Raw genomic sequence first — 17,205 nt, forward strand, 5'->3', positions numbered from 1 at the left:
GGGTCATGTTCGAGGAGAGCGGTGCTGTGGAGCACGAACGCGTGGTCATCTTCAACGATGCCCAGACCGGAGCGTCGGGGGCGATCGCCATCCACTCGACGTCGCTCGGCCCGGCGATGGGCGGCCTGCGCCTGCGGCGGTACGCCACGCTCGGCGACGCCTGCGCCGACGTGCTGGAGCTCGCACGGGCGATGAGCCTCAAGAACGCCGCGGCGGGCCTCGATCTCGGCGGGGGCAAGGCGGTCCTGATCGACGACGGTGGGTGGTCGGGGCCGGGCGCCCGTGCGGCGCGCATGCGCGCGGTCGGAGGCGTCATCGAGGAGCTCGGCGGCCGCTACACGACGGCCGAGGACGTCGGGACGACCACCGCCGACATGCGGGCTGTCCGGTCGGCGACGCGCTGGGTCGCCGGCCTCCCGGTGGACTTCGGCGGGCGCGGCGATCCCTCGCCGGTCACGGCGCGCACCGTCTTCGGGGGCATCGTCTCCGGCGTTCGCCGGCGCCTGGATCGCCCCGACCTCGCGGGCGTGCGCGTCGGCGTCCAGGGGGCGGGCCACGTCGGCGAGGCGCTCGTCGCGCTGCTCGTCGAGGCGGGCGCCGACGTGACGCTGACCGACGTCGACGCCGGGCGCGCGACCCGGGTCGCCGTCGCCCATGGCGCTCGGGCGGTCGAGCCCGAGGACTTCGTCGTCCGTGAGCTGGACGTGCTCGCGCCGTGCGCGTTCGGTGGCGCCATCACCCGCGCGAACGTGCGCTCCCTGCGCTGCGCGGTCGTCGCCGGCGCCGCCAACAACCAGCTGGAGGCGACGGACGTCGCCGACCGCCTCGCCGGTTGCGACATCCTGTACGTGCCGGACTTCCTGGCCAACTGCGGCGGCATCATCCACGTCGCGGGCGAGGCGCAGGACCTCGCGGAGGAGGACGTGGAGCGGCTCGTCGTGGACGCGATACGGCGTACGGACAGCGTGCTGGACGACGCGCTGGCGGTGGGCCGCACGCCGCTGGACCTGGCGGTCGAGTACGCGGAGGCGCGGATCACGGGCGGCGCGGCGTCGGCGCGCGAGAGCGGCGTCGCGTGACGGCGCTCAGCGTGGCGTCGCGGCCGGACGTGGCCCTTGCCGATGCCGACCGCGTCGCGCTGCTGCGGTTCATGATGGTGATGCGCCTCGGTGCGCAGGTCGCCGAGCAGGCCTTCGACGACCTCGACGGCCCGTCGGCGACGCCGTCGACGTCGACGTCGACGAGACCCTCTGCGAGGTCTCCACCGAGAAGGTCGACACCGAGTGCCCCGCGCCGGCCAGGTCGAGGACCTCGCCAGGCGCGCCCGCGCCAAGCAGCTGGAGCCTGAGGCGATCGTCCGGCGCCCCGTCGTCGTCACCGACGCTGACGGCAACCAGAGCATCGCGATCCGCCCGATGGCCAACCCCATCCTCGGCTGGGACCACCGGGCGCTGGACGGCATCTACGCAGCGCAGTTCCTCACCGCGCTGCGCCGGCGGCTGGAGTCCTAGCCGACGAGGCCCGCCAGCGCGACGCATGCGTCCCGGGCCAGCGCGTCCGTGTCGCCGGTGACGGGCCGGCGCAGGCCGAAGCCGGTGAGCACGGCCTTGATCGCGGTCGCGACGGCCGTCGCCTCGGCGAGCGTCGTGCGATGAGATGACGCCGGGTCCACCACGCGGTCGACCAGCAACCCCACGAGGCGCTGGAGGTCGGCGTCCAGCGCCTCCCTGAGCTGCGCCAGCAGGCGCTCGTCCTCCAGGGCCGAGAGGAAGACCTGGAGCTCGAAGGCCGTCGTGCCCTTCGACGGGCCCGCGTAGGCGGCCTGCCACGCCTCGACATAGCGGATGATGACCTCGGCCAGCGTCAGCGACGGATCGGCTTCGAACGGGGCGGCCTCGTCGACCCGCGACAGCTCGTCGGCGAGCAGCGCGACCAGCAGGTCGCTCTTGCTCCCGAAGATCGAGTAGATCGCGCCGGTCGTCAGCCCGGCCCGCTCGGCGACCACCTCCAGCCGGATCGCCGCACCGCCCACCGCCACGACCTCGCGGGTGGCGTCGAGCAGCGCCCGGCGGTTGGCCTCCTGGGTCTCGATGCGGGACAGGCGGGTCGCGGGGGAGGGTCTGGTCACGGTTGACATCTTGGCATAGCGGGATTACGGTAACGCGATCATCTGCGTAATCGCATTATCTCGATGGCTCGCATGACCCCGCTCCCGCCTTCGGTCGCGTCGCCTCGCGCGCCCTCCTCCTGGCGCCTCGGCGACCACGCCGGGCCGCGGTTCGTCGTGCGCCGCCTGCGCCGGTTCCTGCTGTCGCTGGTGGTGCTCGTCACCGCCGCCTTCGCGATGGTCCACCTCGTGCCCGGCGATCCCGTTCGGGCGGCGCTCGGCCCGACGGCCTCCCAGGCCGTCGTCGACCGGACGCGGGCGTCGATGGGGCTGGACCGCTCGTTGCCGCGCCAGTACGCCGACTACGTCAAGGGCGTCCTGGCGGGCGACTTCGGAACCTCGGTGGCGATGCGCCAGCCGGTCGCCGACGTGCTCGCCGACCGCGTGCCGGCGACGCTGGGCATCGCGATCCCCGCCGCGCTCCTGACGCTGCTGCTCGGCGTGCCGCTCGGCCTCGCCGCCGGCGCCCATCGCGCACGTCGCGGCGCGTCGCCGGCCGACCTGGCCTTCTCGACGGCCACCAGCTTCTTCGCCGTGCTCCCGGGGCTCCTGCTCGCGGTGGGGTTGGTGTACGTGTTCGCCGTCTCGTGGCGCTGGTTCCCGGTCGCCGGGCGTGGGGGCCTCGACTCCTACGTCCTGCCCGTCACCGCGCTCGCCGCCGGTCCCACCGCGGTGGTCGCGCGCCTGGTGCGCAGCGAGACCGAGCACGCGGCGCGCGCCGACTACGTGCGCACGGCGCGGGGCAAGCGCCTGCGCTCCACGACGATCCTGCTCAAGCACGTCCTGCCCAACGTGCTGACCTCGGCCCTGACGGTCAGCGGCCTGCTGCTCGGCTCGCTGATCGCGGGCACCGTCGTCATCGAGAACGTCTTCGCCTGGCCGGGAGTCGGCGCGACGATCGTGACGTCGATCACCGGCAAGGACTACGCCTTGGTGCAAGGCATCGTCCTGGTCTACGGCGCGGTGATCCTCCTGGCCAATCTGCTGGTGGACGTCGCGCTGGCGGCCATCGACCCGCGGACGACCGTGGCGGATCGATGAGGCGCCCGTCGATCGATCCGCGGCGTCGCTCGGCGGCCGAGCGGGTCGGGCTCGCGCTGGTCGTCGTGATCGCGGCCGCCGCGATCCTGGGGCCGCTGCTGGCCGGCCACGCCGCGGACCGCCCGCGGGTCGACGCGCTGCTGGAGGGCCCGTCGCTCAGCCATCCGCTGGGCACCGACAACCTCGGGCGCGACATCTTCGCGCGCGTGCTCGTGGCGACACGCCTGTCGCTCGCGCTGGCCCTCGGCGCCACGGCCGTGGGCGCCGCGTTCGGGGTGGTGCTCGGGGGCGCGTCGCTGGCCCAGCGCTTCGGCGCGCCGTTCGCGGCGCTCCTCGGCGTCCTGGTCGCCTTCCCCTCGCTGCTGCTGGCGCTGTTCTTCGCGGTCATCTTCGGGGCGAGCGCCGTGGGGGCCATGCTCGCCGTCGGCTTCGCGATGGGGCCGATCTTCGGTCGCCTGGTGCAGACGCTCGGGGCCTCCGTCGTGGCGGCCGACCACGTCAGCGCGGCACGCCTGCTCGGGATGCGACCCGCGCGGATCCTGACGCGCTACGTCCTGCCCAACGTCGCTGCGCCGTTGCTGGTGAGCCTCACGCTCGCCGCCGGCGGCTCGCTGGTGGTGCTCTCGGAGCTGTCGTTCCTCGGCGTCGGCGTCCAGGTGCCGTCCTATGACTGGGGTCAGCTGCTGCAGGCCGGGCTCCCCGAGATCTACACGTCGCCCGCCGCGGCGCTGGGGCCGGCCGCCGCGATCCTCCTCGTCGGGTTGACCTTCAACCTGCTGGGGGAGACGCTCGGGCGGGATCGCGCGCGGGCGACGGCGACCGCACCGCGCTCCGCCGGCCGTCGTTCCAGCCGCGCAGGGGTCCTCAGCGCCGCCGCCGTGCGCGACCCGGGCCTCGTCGCCGACGTGCGGGGTCTGACGATCGGCTTCGCCGACGAGCACGACCGGCCGCTGACGGTCGTGCGCGACGTCAGCTTCACGGTGGCGCGGGGGGAGCGCGTCGGGCTCGTCGGCGAGTCGGGGTCGGGCAAGAGCCTCACGGCGCTGGCGCTCGCCGGCCTCGCGCCGCCGGAGAGCCACGTCACGGCCGACGCGCTGCACGTCGGGAGCACCGCGACCGTCGCGGAAGCGCCCACCGCCATGGTCTTTCAGGACGCCGGACGCGCCCTGAACCCGGTGCTGCGGATCGGCACGCAGCTCGCCGAGGCCGTGCGCGCGCCGCGGCGCCGCGAACGCCTCGAACGTGCCGAGCAGGCACTGCGAGCGCTCAAGGTCACCGAGCCGTCGCTGCGCCTGCGCCAGCATCCGCACGAGCTCTCCGGCGGCACGCAGCAGCGCGCGATGATCGCCATGGCGCTGGCCGCCGAGCCCGAGCTGCTGATCGCCGACGAGCCGACGACCGCGCTCGACGTCACGGTGCAGCGCGCGACGCTCGACGTCCTGCGCGAGGCCGTGGCCGAGACCGGCTGCGCGTTGTTGTTCATCTCGCACGACCTCGCGGTCGTGGCGAGCGTCTGCGACCGGGTGCTGGTGATGTACGCGGGGCGCGTCGTCGAGGATCTCCCGGTCGCCGCGCTGCCCGACGGCGCCCAGCACCCGTACACGCGGGCGCTGCTCGCGACCCTTCCCGACCTCGACCGCGAGCCGGGCACGCCGCTGCCGACCATTCCCGGCGTCGCGCGGCCGGCGGACGACCACCGGGGGTGCCCGTTCGCGGAGCGCTGCGCGCACGTCCACGTGCGCTGCGCCGAGCAGGCCCCGCCGCTGGAACCCGTAGGCCCCGCCCATCGCGCGGCCTGCTGGCTGCATCGCGACGAGGAGGTGCGCGGGCCCGTCGCGCCGGCCGCGGCGCGGGAGGTCGGCGCGTGAGCCGCCTCGCCGCGATCGACGTGACCGTGGCGTTCGGCCACCGCCGGCGCCGTGTGGTCGCGGTGGACGGGGTCGACGTCGCGGTCGCGCGCGGGGAGACGCTCGGGATCGTCGGCGAGTCGGGCTCGGGCAAGTCGACCCTCGCCCGCGCGCTCGCCGGCCTCGTCCCGCCGGCCGCCGGGCGCGTCGAGCTCGACGGACAGCCGTTCGGACGTCGGCGCGGACGCGACGCGCTGCGCCGCATCCAATTGGTCTTCCAGGACCCGGCCGCGTCGCTGAGCCCGACCCTCTCGGTCGAGCAGCTGCTCGGCGACGCGCTGGCGGCGGCCGGGGTGGCGCGAAGCGCGCGCCCTGGGCGTGTCGGCGAGCTGCTGGACGCCGTCGGCCTGGCCGCGGTGCGTCGTCAGGCCCGCCCGCGCGAGCTGTCCGGCGGGCAGCGTCAGCGCGTCGCGCTCGCCCGCGCGCTGGGCAGCGAGCCGGACTTCCTGATCTGCGACGAGGTGACCTCCGCGCTCGACGTCTCCGCGCGCGGCGCGATGCTCAACCTCCTCGGCGAGGTCCAGCGCGAGCGCGGCTTCGGGATGGTGTTCATCACCCACGACATCGCCGCCGTGCGCCACATCAGCCGGCGCATCGCCGTGATGCATCTGGGCGCGGTCGTCGAGCAGGGCGACGCCCGCGCGGTGGTCGCCGCGCCGCAACACCCCTACACCGCGGCGCTCATCGCCGCCGTTCCCCGGCTCGCGCCGGCGCCGTCGGCGCCCGCCGTGCCTTCCCAGTCACCGGCGACCTAGGAGGTCTCCATGCTGTCATCCGTACCACCGCTGCGGCGCTTGACGCCGATCTCCGGCCTCGCCGCTCTGGCGGCGCTGGCGATCGCCGGTTGCGGCGGGGGCGGCACCGCCGCGCCGGCCTCCGGCGCCGGCGCCGGCGACCTGGCGACCGACGGCACGTTCAAGCTCGCGCTGAACGCCGACCCCGGCAGCCTCGACCCGCACGCCAGCCAGCTGGGCGTCGTCCAGCAGCTCGGGCTGTTCACCTATGACCCGCTGATCCACGAGCACGGCAGCGGCTTCGTCTCCGGGCTGGCCGATCGCTGGAGCGTCGACGGCTCGACGGCCGAGTTCCATCTGCGGCCGGGCGTCACCTGCTCGGACGGCGCTGCGCTGACCGCCCGTACGGTGGCCGACAACATCAACAAGGTCGCCGACCCCGAGAGCGCGTCGCCGCTGATCGGCATCACGGTCCCGCCTGGCACGCGTGCCACCGCCGACGACGAGGGCGGCACGGTCACGCTGAAGCTCTCGCAGCCCGCGCCGTTCCTGCTCCAGGGCGTCGCCAACCTGCCGATCGTCTGCGCCAAGGGCCTCAAGGACCCCAAGCGCCTGGTCCGCGGCGCCGACGGCACGGGACCCTACGTGCTCGGCTCGGTCGTCCCCGGATCGAAGTACCAGCTGCGGCGCCGAGCGGGCTACGCCTGGGGCCCGGATGGCGCCTCGACCTCCGTCAAGGGCCTGCCCGCCGCTGTCGAGGTCGACGTCATCAACAACGAGACCACGGCGGCGAACCTGCTGCTGCGCGGCGAGCTCGGGGCCGCCGTCGTGGCCGGTCCCGACTCCCGCCGCGTGAAGGCCGCCGGGCTGTCGCGGCACGCGATGCTGTCGATGTTCGGTGAGCTGTTCTTCAACCAGGCCGGTGGTCGGCCGACGCAGCCCGCGGCCGTGCGCCGCGCGCTGACCCAGGCGCTCGACCTCCCGGCGCTGCGGAAGGCGTCGACCTCGGGGCTGGGTACGGCGCCGACCCGTCTGACCGGCGTCTCGCCGTGCGGGCAGGACACCGTCACCGGCAACGTGCCCGCCACCGACACCGCGGCCGCGAAGACGGCGCTGACGGGGTTGGCGGGCAAGCGCCTGACGTTCTTGTACCTCTCCAAGCTCGGCCCCGGCGCCGCGGCGGCCGCCGAGCTGGCCGTCCGCCAGTGGAAGGCCGCGGGCGTCGACGTCGTCGCCAAGGGCGAGACCGACACCCAGATGCTGCGCCAGGTCTTCCAGGCCGGCGACTTCGACATCGCCTGGGTGCCGGTCGACGGCCAGAACCCGTCCCAGACCTATCCGACGTTCGCGGGCCCGATCCCGGCCAAGGGCGGTCAGAACTTCGCCTCGATCGGCAACCCCACCTATGCCGCCTCCGCCGCTCAGGCGCTGAAGGCCGACGCGTCCACCACCTGCGGGCTGTGGGCCAAGGCGGACGCGGCGCTCGTCCGCGACGCCGACGTCGTGCCGTTCGCGTTCTCCGACTACCCCGTCTGGGGCACGGCCAAGACGGAGCTCGACACCAACTACTACGGGGTGCTGCCGATGAGCGTGCGGCTGCGCCGATGACCTCCACGGTCGCGCCGGCCGTGAGGCCGGACCCTGCGACGATGCGGCTGCGCGACGGCCGGCAGCTGGCGTGGTACGAGTTCGGCGACCCGGACGGCGTCCCGTGCCTCTACATGCCGGGCACGCCCGAGTCCGGCCTGGCCGGAGGCTGCTACGACCGCGCCGCCGCCGAAGGCGGGGTGCGGTGGATCGCGGTCGACCGGCCGGGGTACGGCCACTCGGACTTCGCGCCGGGGCGGACCCTGCGCGACTGGCCCGACGACGTCGCCCAGCTCGCCGACCACCTCGGCGTGGGACGCTTCGCGGTCGTGGGCGAGTCCGGCGGCGGCCCGCACGCCCTGGCGCTCGGCTTCGTCCTGGCCGACCGGCTGACGACGCTCGTCCTGCTGGCGGCCATGGGCCCCGGTCACGAGCGCTGGGTGCGCAAGGGCATGCGGCGCAGCAACGTCATGTTCTTCTGGCTGAGCCGCTGCGTGCCGGTGACCCTGCGGCTGCCGCTCGGCGTGATGCGCCGCGCGAGCATGAGCCCGCGGCTGGCGGCGCGGATGGAGGCGACGGGCCCGCCGGCCGACCGGCGTGCCACCGCCGACCCGGAGTACCGCCTGCGGCTCGACGCGGTGCCGGACGCGTTCCGGCAGGGCACCCGCGCCGCGGCGCAGGAGCTGGCGCTGTTCGCGCGCCCGTGGGGGTTCGGGCTGGCCGACGTCGCGACGCCGGCCCATCTCTGGCACGGGACCGAGGACGTCAACGTGCCGCTGGCGGTGGCGCGGGCGGTCGGTCGCGCGCTGCCCGAGGTCCACGAGCACATCGTCGACGGCGCGGCCCACACCGTGGGCTTCGAGCGCCGGCGGGACGTCATGCAGGCCATCGTCGAAGCGGGAGAGAGAGCATGAGCAGCGACACCGGGCTCCAGCACGAGAGGGTCGTCGTCGAGCGCGGCCGCGCCTCGGGGCTGCCGATCATCATCGCCGTCCACTCGACGAAGCTGGGCGCGGCGGTCGGCGGCTGCCGCCTGTGGAGCTATCCCGACTGGCGCGACGGGCTGGCCGACGCGCTGGCGCTGTCGTCGGCGATGTCGCTGAAGTGCGCCGCGGCGGGCATCGACCATGGAGGCGGCAAGACCGTGATCGCGCTGCCGCCGGGCGCCGAGCTGAGCCCGGCGCGCCGGGTCGCGGTGATGGAGGACCTCGGCGACGCGGTCGAGCGGCTCGGTGGCCAGTACTACGTCGGCGAGGACGTCGGCACCGGCCCGGAGGACATCCAGGTCGTGCGCGGCCGGACCCGCTGGACGTCCCGGCCCCGGGTCGAGCGTGGCGCGGGCGGGCCCGAGCCGACGGCCGTCGGCGTGCTGGAGGCCATCCGGGCGACGGCTCGCCACGCGTTCGGCTCGGGGGATCTGAGCGGCCGCCGGTTCGCGGTCGTCGGCCTCGGGCACGTCGGCCTGCCGCTGGCGCACATGCTGGCGGCCGAGGGCGCCGTGCTGGTCGTCTCGGACATCGACGCGCGCAAGCGGGCGGTCGCGGACGAGCTGGGCGCGCGGTGGCTGGCGCCGGCGGAGGCGAGCTTCGCGCAGGTCGACGTCCTGGTCCCGGCGGCGCTCGGCGGCGTCGTGTCGGCCGAGACGATCGACCGGCTGCGGTGCGCGGCCATCGTGGGCCCGGCCAACAACCAGCTCGTCGACGAGCGCTGGGCCGATGAGCTGCAGGCGCGCGGCATCACGTGGGCGCCGGACTTCGTGGTCAATGCCGGCGGCGTCGTCTTCGAGGTCGGCGTGACGCTCGACGACCTGCCCGAGGACACGGCGATGGCGCGGGTGCGCGAGATCGGCGCCCGGCTCGACGGGGTCTTCGCCCGGGCCGCCGACACCGGCAAGACGCCCCTGGTCGTCGCGCTGGACGACGCGCGCGAGGCCCTCGCGACGGCCGCGGTCGTGCGATGAGCGCCGCTGCCGCGCTGGCCGACGAGCTGCACCGCCTCTGGCGCGACCACCGGCCCTTCCTGGCCGGCGAGGACGGGCTCACGACCTACGACGACCGGGTTCCTGACCTGTCGCCGGAGGCCGAGGAGCGCTATCGCGCCGCCCTGGAGGAGCTGTCGGTCCGCGCGCGGGTGCTCCCGGCCGACGGCCTGGAGCCGCACGCGTCGATCACGCGCGAGGTCGTGCTCGCCACGGCCGATCGCGAAGCGCGCCTGCTCGCCAGCGACGGGCTGGACCACGTCGTGTCGACGAGCATGGTCGAAGGGCCGTCGGCGATCCTGACGGCGGCCGGGCGGACCACGCCCGCCCGTCCGGAGGAGGCCGAGGCCTACCTGGAGCGCTGCCGGCAGATGTCCGCCTACCTGCGCCGGCACGTGGAGCGGCTGCGCGCCGGAGCCGAGGCGGGCCGGCGGCCGGTCGGGTCCCTGGTCCGGGCGGCCATCGCGCAGGTCGAGCAGGACCTGGCCGACGAGGCGGGAGGGGTTCTGCTCAGCGTTCCGGCGCCACCCGGATGGAACCGGGAGCCGCGCTGGCGGGCCGGACTCCGGCAGCTCGTCGAGACGGAGGTCCGCCCGGCGCTCGCCGACTGGCGCGACGCGGTCGCCGGCCTGCCGGTGCGCGCCGACGACCGGTGCGGCCTCTGCCATCTCCCGGACGGTGAGAAGGACTACATCAACCTGATCCGCGCGCACACGACGCTGGACCTGGCTCCGGGCGACGTGCACCGTCTCGGCCTGGCCGAGGTCGAGTCGGTGACCGACGAGGTCGTCGCGCTCGGCCGCGAGATCGGCTGCGACGGGATGGAGGAGATCATGGCCGCCTTCCTGCGCTCCGGAGCGGGCGTGCCCGCGGAAACCGCCATGGCCGGCTCGCGCGCGGCCGTCGCCCGCGCGCAGGACGCCATCCCGGCGTGGGTCGACGGACCGATCCCCGGCCGCTGTGACGTCGCCGCGATGGCGCCGCATCTCGCCGCCGCCGGCCACGCGCCGCACTACACGCCGCCGCGCCTGGACGGCAGCGTCCCCGGCACCTATTGGTTCAACACCAACATGCCTGAGACCGGGAGCGGCTGGAACCTGGAGGCGCTGGCCTTCCACGAGGCCGTTCCCGGGCATCATCTGCAGATGGCGCGCGCTCAGCAGCTGACCGACCTGCCGGATCTGCAGCGCCTCGGGTTCATCACCGCCTACGGCGAGGGCTGGGCGCTCTACGCCGAGCAGCTGGCCGACGAGGCGGGCCTCTACTCCTCCACGGAGGCGCGGTTGGGTGCGCTCGTCCTGCGGCTCTTCCGCAGCACGCGGCTCATGATCGACACGGGCCTCCACGCGCTCGGATGGTCGCGCGGGGAGGCGACGAGCCAGTTGCTGCGTCGCGTCCCGCTCCCGCCCGCGTTCGCCGAGGCCGAGGTCGCCCGCTACATCGCCGCGCCCGCCCAGGCGCTCGGCTACGCGATCGGGCGGCGGGAGCTGGTGGAGCTGCGCGCGCTGGCCGAGGCGCGGCTCGGATCGCGCTTCGACGTGCGCCGCTTCCACGCCGTGCTGCTGGACCGCGGCTCCGTGCCGCTGCCCACGCTGCGCCGGATCGTCGAGGAGTGGGTGGCCGCATGCTGACCGTGCGCGAGGCGGCGTTCGACCTGTTTCGCGCGCATGGGATGACGACGATCTTCGGCAACCCCGGCTCGACCGAGCTGCCGATGCTCGCCGACTTCCCCGACGACTTCCGCTACATCTTGGGCCTGCAGGAGGCGGTGGTCGTCGGCATGGCCGACGGCTACGCGCAGGCGTCGGGGCGGGTGGCGCACGCCAACCTCCACACCGCGCCGGGGGTCGGCAACGCGATGGGCGCGATCTTCACGGCCAAGGCCAACAAGTCGCCCGTGCTCATCACCGCCGGCCAGCAGGTGCGGCCGTACCAGACGCTGCAGGCCAACCTCACCAACTACCGCGCCACGGAGGTTCCCCAGCCCTACGTGAAGTGGAGCTTCGAGCCGCCGCGGGCCGAGGACGTGCCCGCGGCCCTCGCTCGCGCGCTGCACCTCGCGAGCCTGCCGCCGGCCGGGCCCGCGTTCGTCTCGGTGCCGATGGACGACTGGGCGCAGCCGGTCGATCCCGCGACCGCCGGGCGGCTCGTCGCCCGGCGTGTGACCGGGCGCGCGACACCCGACCCGGCGGCGGTGGCCGACCTCGCGCGGCGCCTGGCGGCAGCGGAGCGGCCGATGCTCGTCGCCGGGCCCGGCATCGACGCGGCGAACGCGTGGCCGGACGCCATCCGGCTGGCCGAGGAGCAGGACATGGCGGTCTGGGCGACGCCCGCGCCGGGCGGCGGTCGCCTCGGGTTCCCCGAGTCCCACCCGCGGTTTCGCGGCGTCCTGCCGCCGGCCATCGGGCCGGCCGGCCAGGTGCTGGGCCGGCACGACTTCGTGCTCGTGCTCGGCTCGTCGGTCTTCCCGTACTACCCCTACATCCCGGGCGAGGCCCTGCCCGCCGGCACCGAGCTGTTGGCGGTGACCGATGACCCCGACGAGGCGGCGCGCGCGCCGGCCGGGGACGCGATCGTCGCCGACGTCGGCCTCACGCTCGCCGCCCTGCTCGCGGCGCTCCCGCCGCGGGGCGCCACCACGATCGCGGCGCCAGCGGCGGCGGAGCGCGTCCGAGAGGAGAGCGACCCCGACGGTCGGCTCCATCCCGCCCACGCCTATGAGGCGCTCGCCGACGTCCTTCCGGACTCCGGCATCGTGGTGCTCGAGTCGCCGTCCAGCACGCTGCTCTTCCGCGACCGCGTCCGGTTGGCGCGACCGGGCAGCTACTACTTCGGCGCCAGCGGCGGGCTCGGGTTCGGGCTGGCCGCGGCGATCGGCGTGCGGCTGGCGAGCCCGTCGCGTCCGGTCGTCTGCGTGCTCGGCGAGGGATCGGCGCAGTACGCCATCACCGGTCTGTGGACCGCGCAGGCCTACAACATCCCGGTGACGTTCCTGATCCTGCGCAACGACGAGTACTCGATCCTGAAGTGGTTCGCCTCGATGGCGCAGGTCCACGGCGTCCCCGGGCTGGATCTTCCCGGCCTGGACGTGGCCGCGACCGCCGCGTCCTACGGCGTCCACAGCGACCACGCCGCCGACCTGGAGCAGCTGCGCGTGCTGCTGCGCGACGCGATCGCCGACGACCGGCCGCGCGTCATCCAGGTCGACGTGGTCAAGGGGCTGCCGCTGCTCTGAGCGCCGGCGTGGGTCCCTTGTGGGTCCAGCCTCCCGATGACCCGCGTTCTCGGGTAGACTAACGATCGTTAGTTCATATCCGATTTTCCCCATCGCCAGAGGTCTCCGCTTGCCCGCCGCGCGAAGTCGCACGCAGATCGTCTCCCTCTCCGAAGCCATCGCCGAGCTCGTCCACAACGGCGATGCCGTCGCGCTGGAGGGCTTCACGCACCTGATCCCGTTCGCGGCCGGGCACGAGGTGATCCGCCAGGGCCGCAGGGATCTCGAGTTGATCCGGATGACGCCGGACGTGCTGTACGACCAGATGGTCGGCATGGGCTGCGCGCGCAAGCTCGTCTTCTCCTACGCCGGCAACCCGGGCGTCGGCTCGTTGCATCGCATCCGCGACGTGGTCGAGCACGGGTGGCCGACGCCGGTGGAGATCGAGGAGCACTCGCACGCGGGCATGGCCAACCGCTATGCCGCCGGGGCCGCGGCGCTCCCGTTCGCCGTGCTGCGCGGCTACTCCGGGACCGACCTCGTGGGACGGACGAACGTGACGTCGGTGATCTGTCCGTTCACCGGCGAGGAGCTGGCGGCCGTGCCGGCCCTGAACCCCGACGTGGCGATCGTCCACGCGCAGGAGGCCGACCGCCGGGGCAACGTGCAGCTGTGGGGCATCCCGGGCGTCCAGAAGGAGGCGGTGCTCGCCGCCCGGCGGTCGCTGGTGACCGTCGAGCGGATCGTCGACGAGCTGGAGCCGCGACCGGGCGGCGTGGTCATCCCGGCATGGGTCGTCGACGCCGTCAGCGAGGTCCCGGGCGGCGCCTACCCGTCCTACGCGCACGGCATCGGCGAGCGCGACAACGACTTCTACAAGCGGTGGGACGAGGTATCGCGTGACCGCGACGCGTTCCGCGCCTACATGGAGGAGGACGTCCTGTGAGCGGCGAGCTGCAGACGATCGTCGCCGCGCGGCGGTTGGCCGACGCCGAATCGGTGTTCATCGGCGTCGGGCGTCCCTCGACGGCGGCGATCCTCGCGCGCGAGATCGTCAACCCGGAGCTGGTGCTGGTCTACGAGTCGGGCACGATCGGGGCCAAGCCCCGGCGCGTCCCGCTGTCGATCGGCGACGGCGAGCTGGCCGCGACGGCCGACCTCGTGGTGCCGGTGACCGAGATGTTCAACGCTTGGATCCAGCCCGGGCGGATCGACGTCGCGTTCCTCGGCGCCGCCCAGATCGACCCCCGGGGCGCGCTGAACTCCACGGTGATCGGCGACTACGACGCGCCGCGGACGCGCCTGCCCGGCGCGGGCGGCGCCCCCGAGATCGCACGGGGCTGCCGCCGGGTGATGGTCGTGGCGCCGCATTCCGAGCGCACGTTCGTGGAGAAGCTGGACTTCCTGACGACCGACGCGCGGCCCGTCGCGGTCATCACCGACCTCGGCGTCCTCGAGCCGGACGGCGCCGACGGCGAGCTGACGCTGACCGAGATCCACCCGGGCGTCACCGTCGACCAGGTGCGCCAGAGCACGGGCTGGGACCTCCGGGTCGCCGCCGGCCTGACCGAGACCGCGCCCGCCACCGACGCCGAGCGCGCCGCCCTCGAGGAGCTGATCGCCCGATGAGCGACACCTACATCATCGATGCCGTGCGCACGCCCTTCGGCCGCTACTCCGGCGCGCTGGCCGGCGTGCGCCCGGACGACCTCGCCGCCCACGCGCTGAAGGCGCTGCTGGAGCGCACGCCCGCGCTGGACCCGGCCGAGGTCGACGACGTCGTTCTCGGCAACGCCAACGGCGCCGGCGAGGACAACCGCGACGTGGCCCGCATGGCGGTCCTGCTCGCGGGGCTGCCGACGTCGGTCACCGGCGTGGCGGTCAACCGGTTGTGCGGGTCCTCGCTGGAGGCGGCGATCCAGGGGTCGCGCGCGATCGCGGCGGGTGACGCATCGGTGGTCGTCGCCGGCGGCGTCGAGTCGATGACCCGCGCGCCGTGGATCCTGCTCAAGCCGGCGAAGGGCTTCCCGGCGGCGGAGCAGACGCTGCACTCCTCGACGCTCGGCTGGCGGATGGTCAACCCGCGGATGGAGCGGCGCTGGACGATCTCGCTCGGCGCCGGCGCCGAGAAGCTCGCCGACATCTACGACATCTCGCGCGAGGAGCAGGACGCGTTCGCGCTGCGCTCGCACCGCCTGGCCGCCGAGGCCTGGGACGCGGGCGTCTTGGACGGCGAGGTGGTCGCCGTCCCGGGCGCCGACCTCCCGCGCGACGAGAGCATCCGGCCGGGCAGCTCGCTGGAGCGGCTCGGCCGCCTGAAGCCCGCCTTCGTGGACGGCGGCACCGTGACCGCCGGGAACGCCTCTCCGCTGAACGACGGCGCGGCGATGCTCCTGCTCGGCGACGAGGCCGCGGCCGGGCGGCTCGGGCGCGAGCCGCTGGCCCGGATCGTCGCCCGCGCGGGGCACGGCGTCGACCCCGACGTCTTCGGCATCGGCCCCGTCGAGGCCGCGCGCAAGGCGCTGCGCGCCGCCGGGATCGGGTGGGGCGATCTCGCCGCGGTCGAGCTCAACGAGGCCTTCGCGGCACAGGCGCTGGCCTGCCTGCGCGACTGGCCGGAGCTCGACCCGGAGATCGTCAACGTCCGCGGCGGGGCGATCGCGATCGGCCATCCGCTCGGCGCCAGCGGCGCCCGCATCGTCGGGCGGCTCGCGCACGAGCTGCGGGACCGCGGCGGCGGGTACGGCCTGGCGGCCATCTGCATCGGGGTCGGGCAGGGGCTGGCCGTCGTCCTGCGGGCATGACCGGTCCGGGCGGCGGGCCGCCGGGCGCGGCGGCCGCCGGCCTCGGTCTCGCCGTGTCGGCGATAGTGGCGATCCAGCTGGGCAACGTCCTGGTGATCCAGGTCGTCCCGGCGGTCGGCGCGCTGGGCGCCGCCGGCGTGCGCGTGCTGGCCGGCGCCGCGGTGCTGCTGGCCGCGACGCGGCCCGCGCCGCGCGCTCTCGACCGCGCCGACCGGCTGCACGTCCTGCGCTTCGGCCTGCTCGTCGCCGGCACGACGATCTGCTTCATGGAGGCGGTGGCGCGGCTGCCGCTCGCCGTCGCGCTGGCCGTGTCGTTCCTGGGCCCGCTCGGCGTGAGCCTGCTCGGCGTGCGGACCGCGCGTGCGGCGGCGTGGCCGCTGCTGGGCTTCGCCGGCGTGGCGCTCGTCGTCGGCGTCACGCCCGCGCAGGTGGGGCAGGGCTCGCTCGGCGGCTACGCGTTCGCCGTCGGCAACGCGATCCTGTGGGCCGCCTACCTCGTCGTCGCCGAGCGCTCCGGCGCGCGCCTGCCGGGTCGGACCGGCCTGGCGTTGGCGGTCGCCGTGGCCGCGGTGCTCGTCGCGCCCGTGGGCTTCGCGTCGGCCGGGGCCGCGCTGCTCGCGCCCCGTCACCTGCTGCTCGCCGCGGCCGGGGGCGCGATCACCGTCGGGGTGGCCTTCGGCCTGGAGTTCGAGGCGCTGCGGCGCCTGTCGGCGCGCGCCTACGGGACGGTGGTGAGCCTGGAGCCGGCGGTCGGGACGCTGTTCGGCGCGCTGCTGCTGCATCAGCACGTCGGGGCCCGCGCGACCGCCGGCGTCGTCCTGGTGGTCGTCGCGAGCGTCGCGGTCTCGCGATCGGCGGCGCGGCCCAGCAAGACGAACGAACGATAGTTAGTCTTCGATCATGTCGATCATCTCGCACCCGACCACGGACGACGCCCAGGAGTTCCGGGGCCACGTCATCGCGATCACCGGCGCCGCACGGGGCATCGGCCAGGCGACCGCCGAGCTGATGGCGCGGCGCGGCGCGGCCGTCGTCCTGCTCGACCGCGACGCCGTCGCGCTGCGCGGCGCGGTCGCCGCGCTTCGGGACGCGGGGGCCAAGGTCCACGGCGTCGTGGCCGAGCTCGGGGACGCCGAGCGCGTCCGCGCGGCCTTCGCGGAGGCGGTCGAGCTCCTCGGCCGCATCGACGGCCTCGTCATCAACCACGCCGTCCACGGCGCGGGCTCGGTGCTCGAAACGACGCTGGACCAGTGGGACCTCACGCTCTCGGTCAACCTCACGGGCGCCTTCGCCTGCGCGCAGGAGGCGCTCCGGGTGATGGTCCCGGCCGGGGGCGGCGCGATCGTCGGGGTCTCGTCGGACTGCGCGGTGCGCAGCTGCCGCGACGCGGCGGCCTACGTGGCCACCAAGGCCGCCCTCAACGCGCTGATGCGCTCGATCGCCGTCGACCACGGCGCCGACGGCGTGCGCGCCAACATCGTGACGCCCGGAGTCACCGACACGCCGCTGCTGCGCTCGGCCTTCGCCGCCCGCGGCACGCTGGAGGAGAGCCTGCGGGCCTGCGCCGACCAGAGCCTCGTGGGGCGCATCGGCCAGGTCGGCGAGATCGCCGAGGCGATCGGCTTCCTGTGCGGCCCGCGGTCGTCGTTCATCACCGGCGCCGAGCTGATCGTCGACGGTGGGATGACGCTCTCCTACGGCGGTGATTGAGCCCGGCGATTGACGCCGACCCGGCGCGCCGCCTACGCTAACGCGCGTTCGTATGGCTTGACT

The 17,205-nt window shown here is 74.8% G+C and carries 16 protein-coding genes; 15 read left to right on the plus strand and 1 reads right to left on the minus strand.

What is annotated here, in order from left to right; genetic code table 11:
• Positions 1-5: 5 nt before the first annotated feature.
• Both VFG42_RS22960 and VFG42_RS22965 read left to right on the plus strand, forming a co-directional pair.
• Positions 6-1,079, plus strand: a complete 1,074-nt coding sequence (locus tag VFG42_RS22960; RefSeq protein ID WP_324911152.1) for a Glu/Leu/Phe/Val dehydrogenase dimerization domain-containing protein — start codon at positions 6-8, stop codon at positions 1,077-1,079.
• Between the two features lie 204 nt (positions 1,080-1,283).
• Positions 1,284-1,511 carry a 2-oxo acid dehydrogenase subunit E2 gene (locus tag VFG42_RS22965; protein ID WP_324911153.1) on the plus strand — a complete coding sequence of 76 codons (228 nt, stop codon included), beginning with the start codon at positions 1,284-1,286 and terminating at the stop codon, positions 1,509-1,511.
• Here VFG42_RS22965 and VFG42_RS22970 read toward each other — a convergent pair.
• Positions 1,508-2,128, minus strand: coding sequence for a TetR/AcrR family transcriptional regulator (locus tag VFG42_RS22970; RefSeq protein WP_324911154.1), 621 nt, complete (start codon positions 2,126-2,128; stop codon positions 1,508-1,510). The genes VFG42_RS22965 and VFG42_RS22970 overlap by 4 nt on opposite strands.
• Before the next feature lie 72 nt (positions 2,129-2,200).
• Here VFG42_RS22970 and VFG42_RS22975 point away from each other — a divergent pair, with 72 nt between their 5' ends.
• From VFG42_RS22975 to VFG42_RS23035, 13 genes are all read left to right on the plus strand, one after another.
• Positions 2,201-3,208, plus strand: coding sequence for an ABC transporter permease (locus VFG42_RS22975; RefSeq protein ID WP_324911155.1), 1,008 nt, complete (start codon positions 2,201-2,203; stop codon positions 3,206-3,208).
• Positions 3,205-5,076, plus strand: a complete 1,872-nt coding sequence (locus tag VFG42_RS22980) for a dipeptide/oligopeptide/nickel ABC transporter permease/ATP-binding protein (RefSeq protein WP_324911157.1) — start codon at positions 3,205-3,207, stop codon at positions 5,074-5,076. The genes VFG42_RS22975 and VFG42_RS22980 overlap by 4 nt, the downstream gene beginning before the upstream one ends.
• On the plus strand, positions 5,073-5,870 hold the full coding sequence (locus tag VFG42_RS22985) for an ABC transporter ATP-binding protein (RefSeq protein WP_324911158.1): 798 nt from the start codon (positions 5,073-5,075) through the stop codon (positions 5,868-5,870). Before VFG42_RS22980 ends, VFG42_RS22985 begins: the two co-directional genes overlap by 4 nt.
• Before the next feature lie 9 nt (positions 5,871-5,879).
• On the plus strand, positions 5,880-7,457 hold the full coding sequence (locus VFG42_RS22990) for an ABC transporter substrate-binding protein (RefSeq protein WP_324911159.1): 1,578 nt from the start codon (positions 5,880-5,882) through the stop codon (positions 7,455-7,457).
• 20 nt (positions 7,458-7,477) lie between these two features.
• On the plus strand, positions 7,478-8,350 hold the full coding sequence (locus tag VFG42_RS22995) for an alpha/beta hydrolase (RefSeq protein WP_324911160.1): 873 nt from the start codon (positions 7,478-7,480) through the stop codon (positions 8,348-8,350).
• Positions 8,347-9,396 (plus strand): Glu/Leu/Phe/Val dehydrogenase family protein, encoded by a 1,050-nt coding sequence (locus VFG42_RS23000; RefSeq protein WP_324911162.1) that lies wholly within the window; start codon positions 8,347-8,349, stop codon positions 9,394-9,396. The genes VFG42_RS22995 and VFG42_RS23000 overlap by 4 nt, the downstream gene beginning before the upstream one ends.
• On the plus strand, positions 9,393-11,045 hold the full coding sequence (locus VFG42_RS23005; RefSeq protein WP_324911163.1) for a DUF885 domain-containing protein: 1,653 nt from the start codon (positions 9,393-9,395) through the stop codon (positions 11,043-11,045). The genes VFG42_RS23000 and VFG42_RS23005 overlap by 4 nt, the downstream gene beginning before the upstream one ends.
• A complete protein-coding gene (gene mdlC, locus VFG42_RS23010; protein WP_324911164.1) occupies positions 11,039-12,649 on the plus strand; it encodes a benzoylformate decarboxylase in 1,611 nt (536 codons plus the stop codon). The genes VFG42_RS23005 and mdlC overlap by 7 nt, the downstream gene beginning before the upstream one ends.
• 109 nt (positions 12,650-12,758) lie before the next feature.
• On the plus strand, positions 12,759-13,574 hold the full coding sequence (locus VFG42_RS23015; protein ID WP_324911165.1) for a CoA transferase subunit A: 816 nt from the start codon (positions 12,759-12,761) through the stop codon (positions 13,572-13,574).
• On the plus strand, positions 13,571-14,257 hold the full coding sequence (locus tag VFG42_RS23020) for a CoA-transferase subunit beta (RefSeq protein WP_324911166.1): 687 nt from the start codon (positions 13,571-13,573) through the stop codon (positions 14,255-14,257). The genes VFG42_RS23015 and VFG42_RS23020 overlap by 4 nt, the downstream gene beginning before the upstream one ends.
• Complete coding sequence (locus VFG42_RS23025; protein WP_324911167.1) at positions 14,254-15,432, plus strand: thiolase family protein; 1,179 nt, start codon at positions 14,254-14,256, stop codon at positions 15,430-15,432. Before VFG42_RS23020 ends, VFG42_RS23025 begins: the two co-directional genes overlap by 4 nt.
• A complete protein-coding gene (locus VFG42_RS23030) occupies positions 15,429-16,319 on the plus strand; it encodes an EamA family transporter (RefSeq protein WP_324911168.1) in 891 nt (296 codons plus the stop codon). Before VFG42_RS23025 ends, VFG42_RS23030 begins: the two co-directional genes overlap by 4 nt.
• A gap of 13 nt (positions 16,320-16,332) precedes the next feature.
• Positions 16,333-17,142 (plus strand): SDR family oxidoreductase, encoded by an 810-nt coding sequence (locus VFG42_RS23035; protein ID WP_324911169.1) that lies wholly within the window; start codon positions 16,333-16,335, stop codon positions 17,140-17,142.
• Positions 17,143-17,205 lie beyond the last annotated feature (63 nt).

Origin of the sequence: Baekduia sp., assembly GCF_035685985.1 — a bacterium.
GTDB lineage: Bacteria > Actinomycetota > Thermoleophilia > Solirubrobacterales > Solirubrobacteraceae > Baekduia.

Bases quoted from the DNA above. Each gene is read 5' to 3' on its own strand.
- VFG42_RS22960 (WP_324911152.1), top strand. From the start codon at position 6: ATGTTCGAGGAGAGCGGTGCTGTGGAGCACGAACGCGTGGTCATCTTC.
- VFG42_RS22975 (WP_324911155.1), top strand. From the start codon at position 2,201: ATGACCCCGCTCCCGCCTTCGGTCGCGTCGCCTCGCGCGCCCTCCTCC.
- VFG42_RS22980 (WP_324911157.1), top strand. From the start codon at position 3,205: ATGAGGCGCCCGTCGATCGATCCGCGGCGTCGCTCGGCGGCCGAGCGG.
- VFG42_RS22990 (WP_324911159.1), top strand. From the start codon at position 5,880: ATGCTGTCATCCGTACCACCGCTGCGGCGCTTGACGCCGATCTCCGGC.
- VFG42_RS23000 (WP_324911162.1), top strand. From the start codon at position 8,347: ATGAGCAGCGACACCGGGCTCCAGCACGAGAGGGTCGTCGTCGAGCGC.
- VFG42_RS23005 (WP_324911163.1), top strand. From the start codon at position 9,393: ATGAGCGCCGCTGCCGCGCTGGCCGACGAGCTGCACCGCCTCTGGCGC.
- mdlC (WP_324911164.1), top strand. From the start codon at position 11,039: ATGCTGACCGTGCGCGAGGCGGCGTTCGACCTGTTTCGCGCGCATGGG.
- VFG42_RS23025 (WP_324911167.1), top strand. From the start codon at position 14,254: ATGAGCGACACCTACATCATCGATGCCGTGCGCACGCCCTTCGGCCGC.
- VFG42_RS23030 (WP_324911168.1), top strand. From the start codon at position 15,429: ATGACCGGTCCGGGCGGCGGGCCGCCGGGCGCGGCGGCCGCCGGCCTC.
- VFG42_RS23035 (WP_324911169.1), top strand. From the start codon at position 16,333: ATGTCGATCATCTCGCACCCGACCACGGACGACGCCCAGGAGTTCCGG.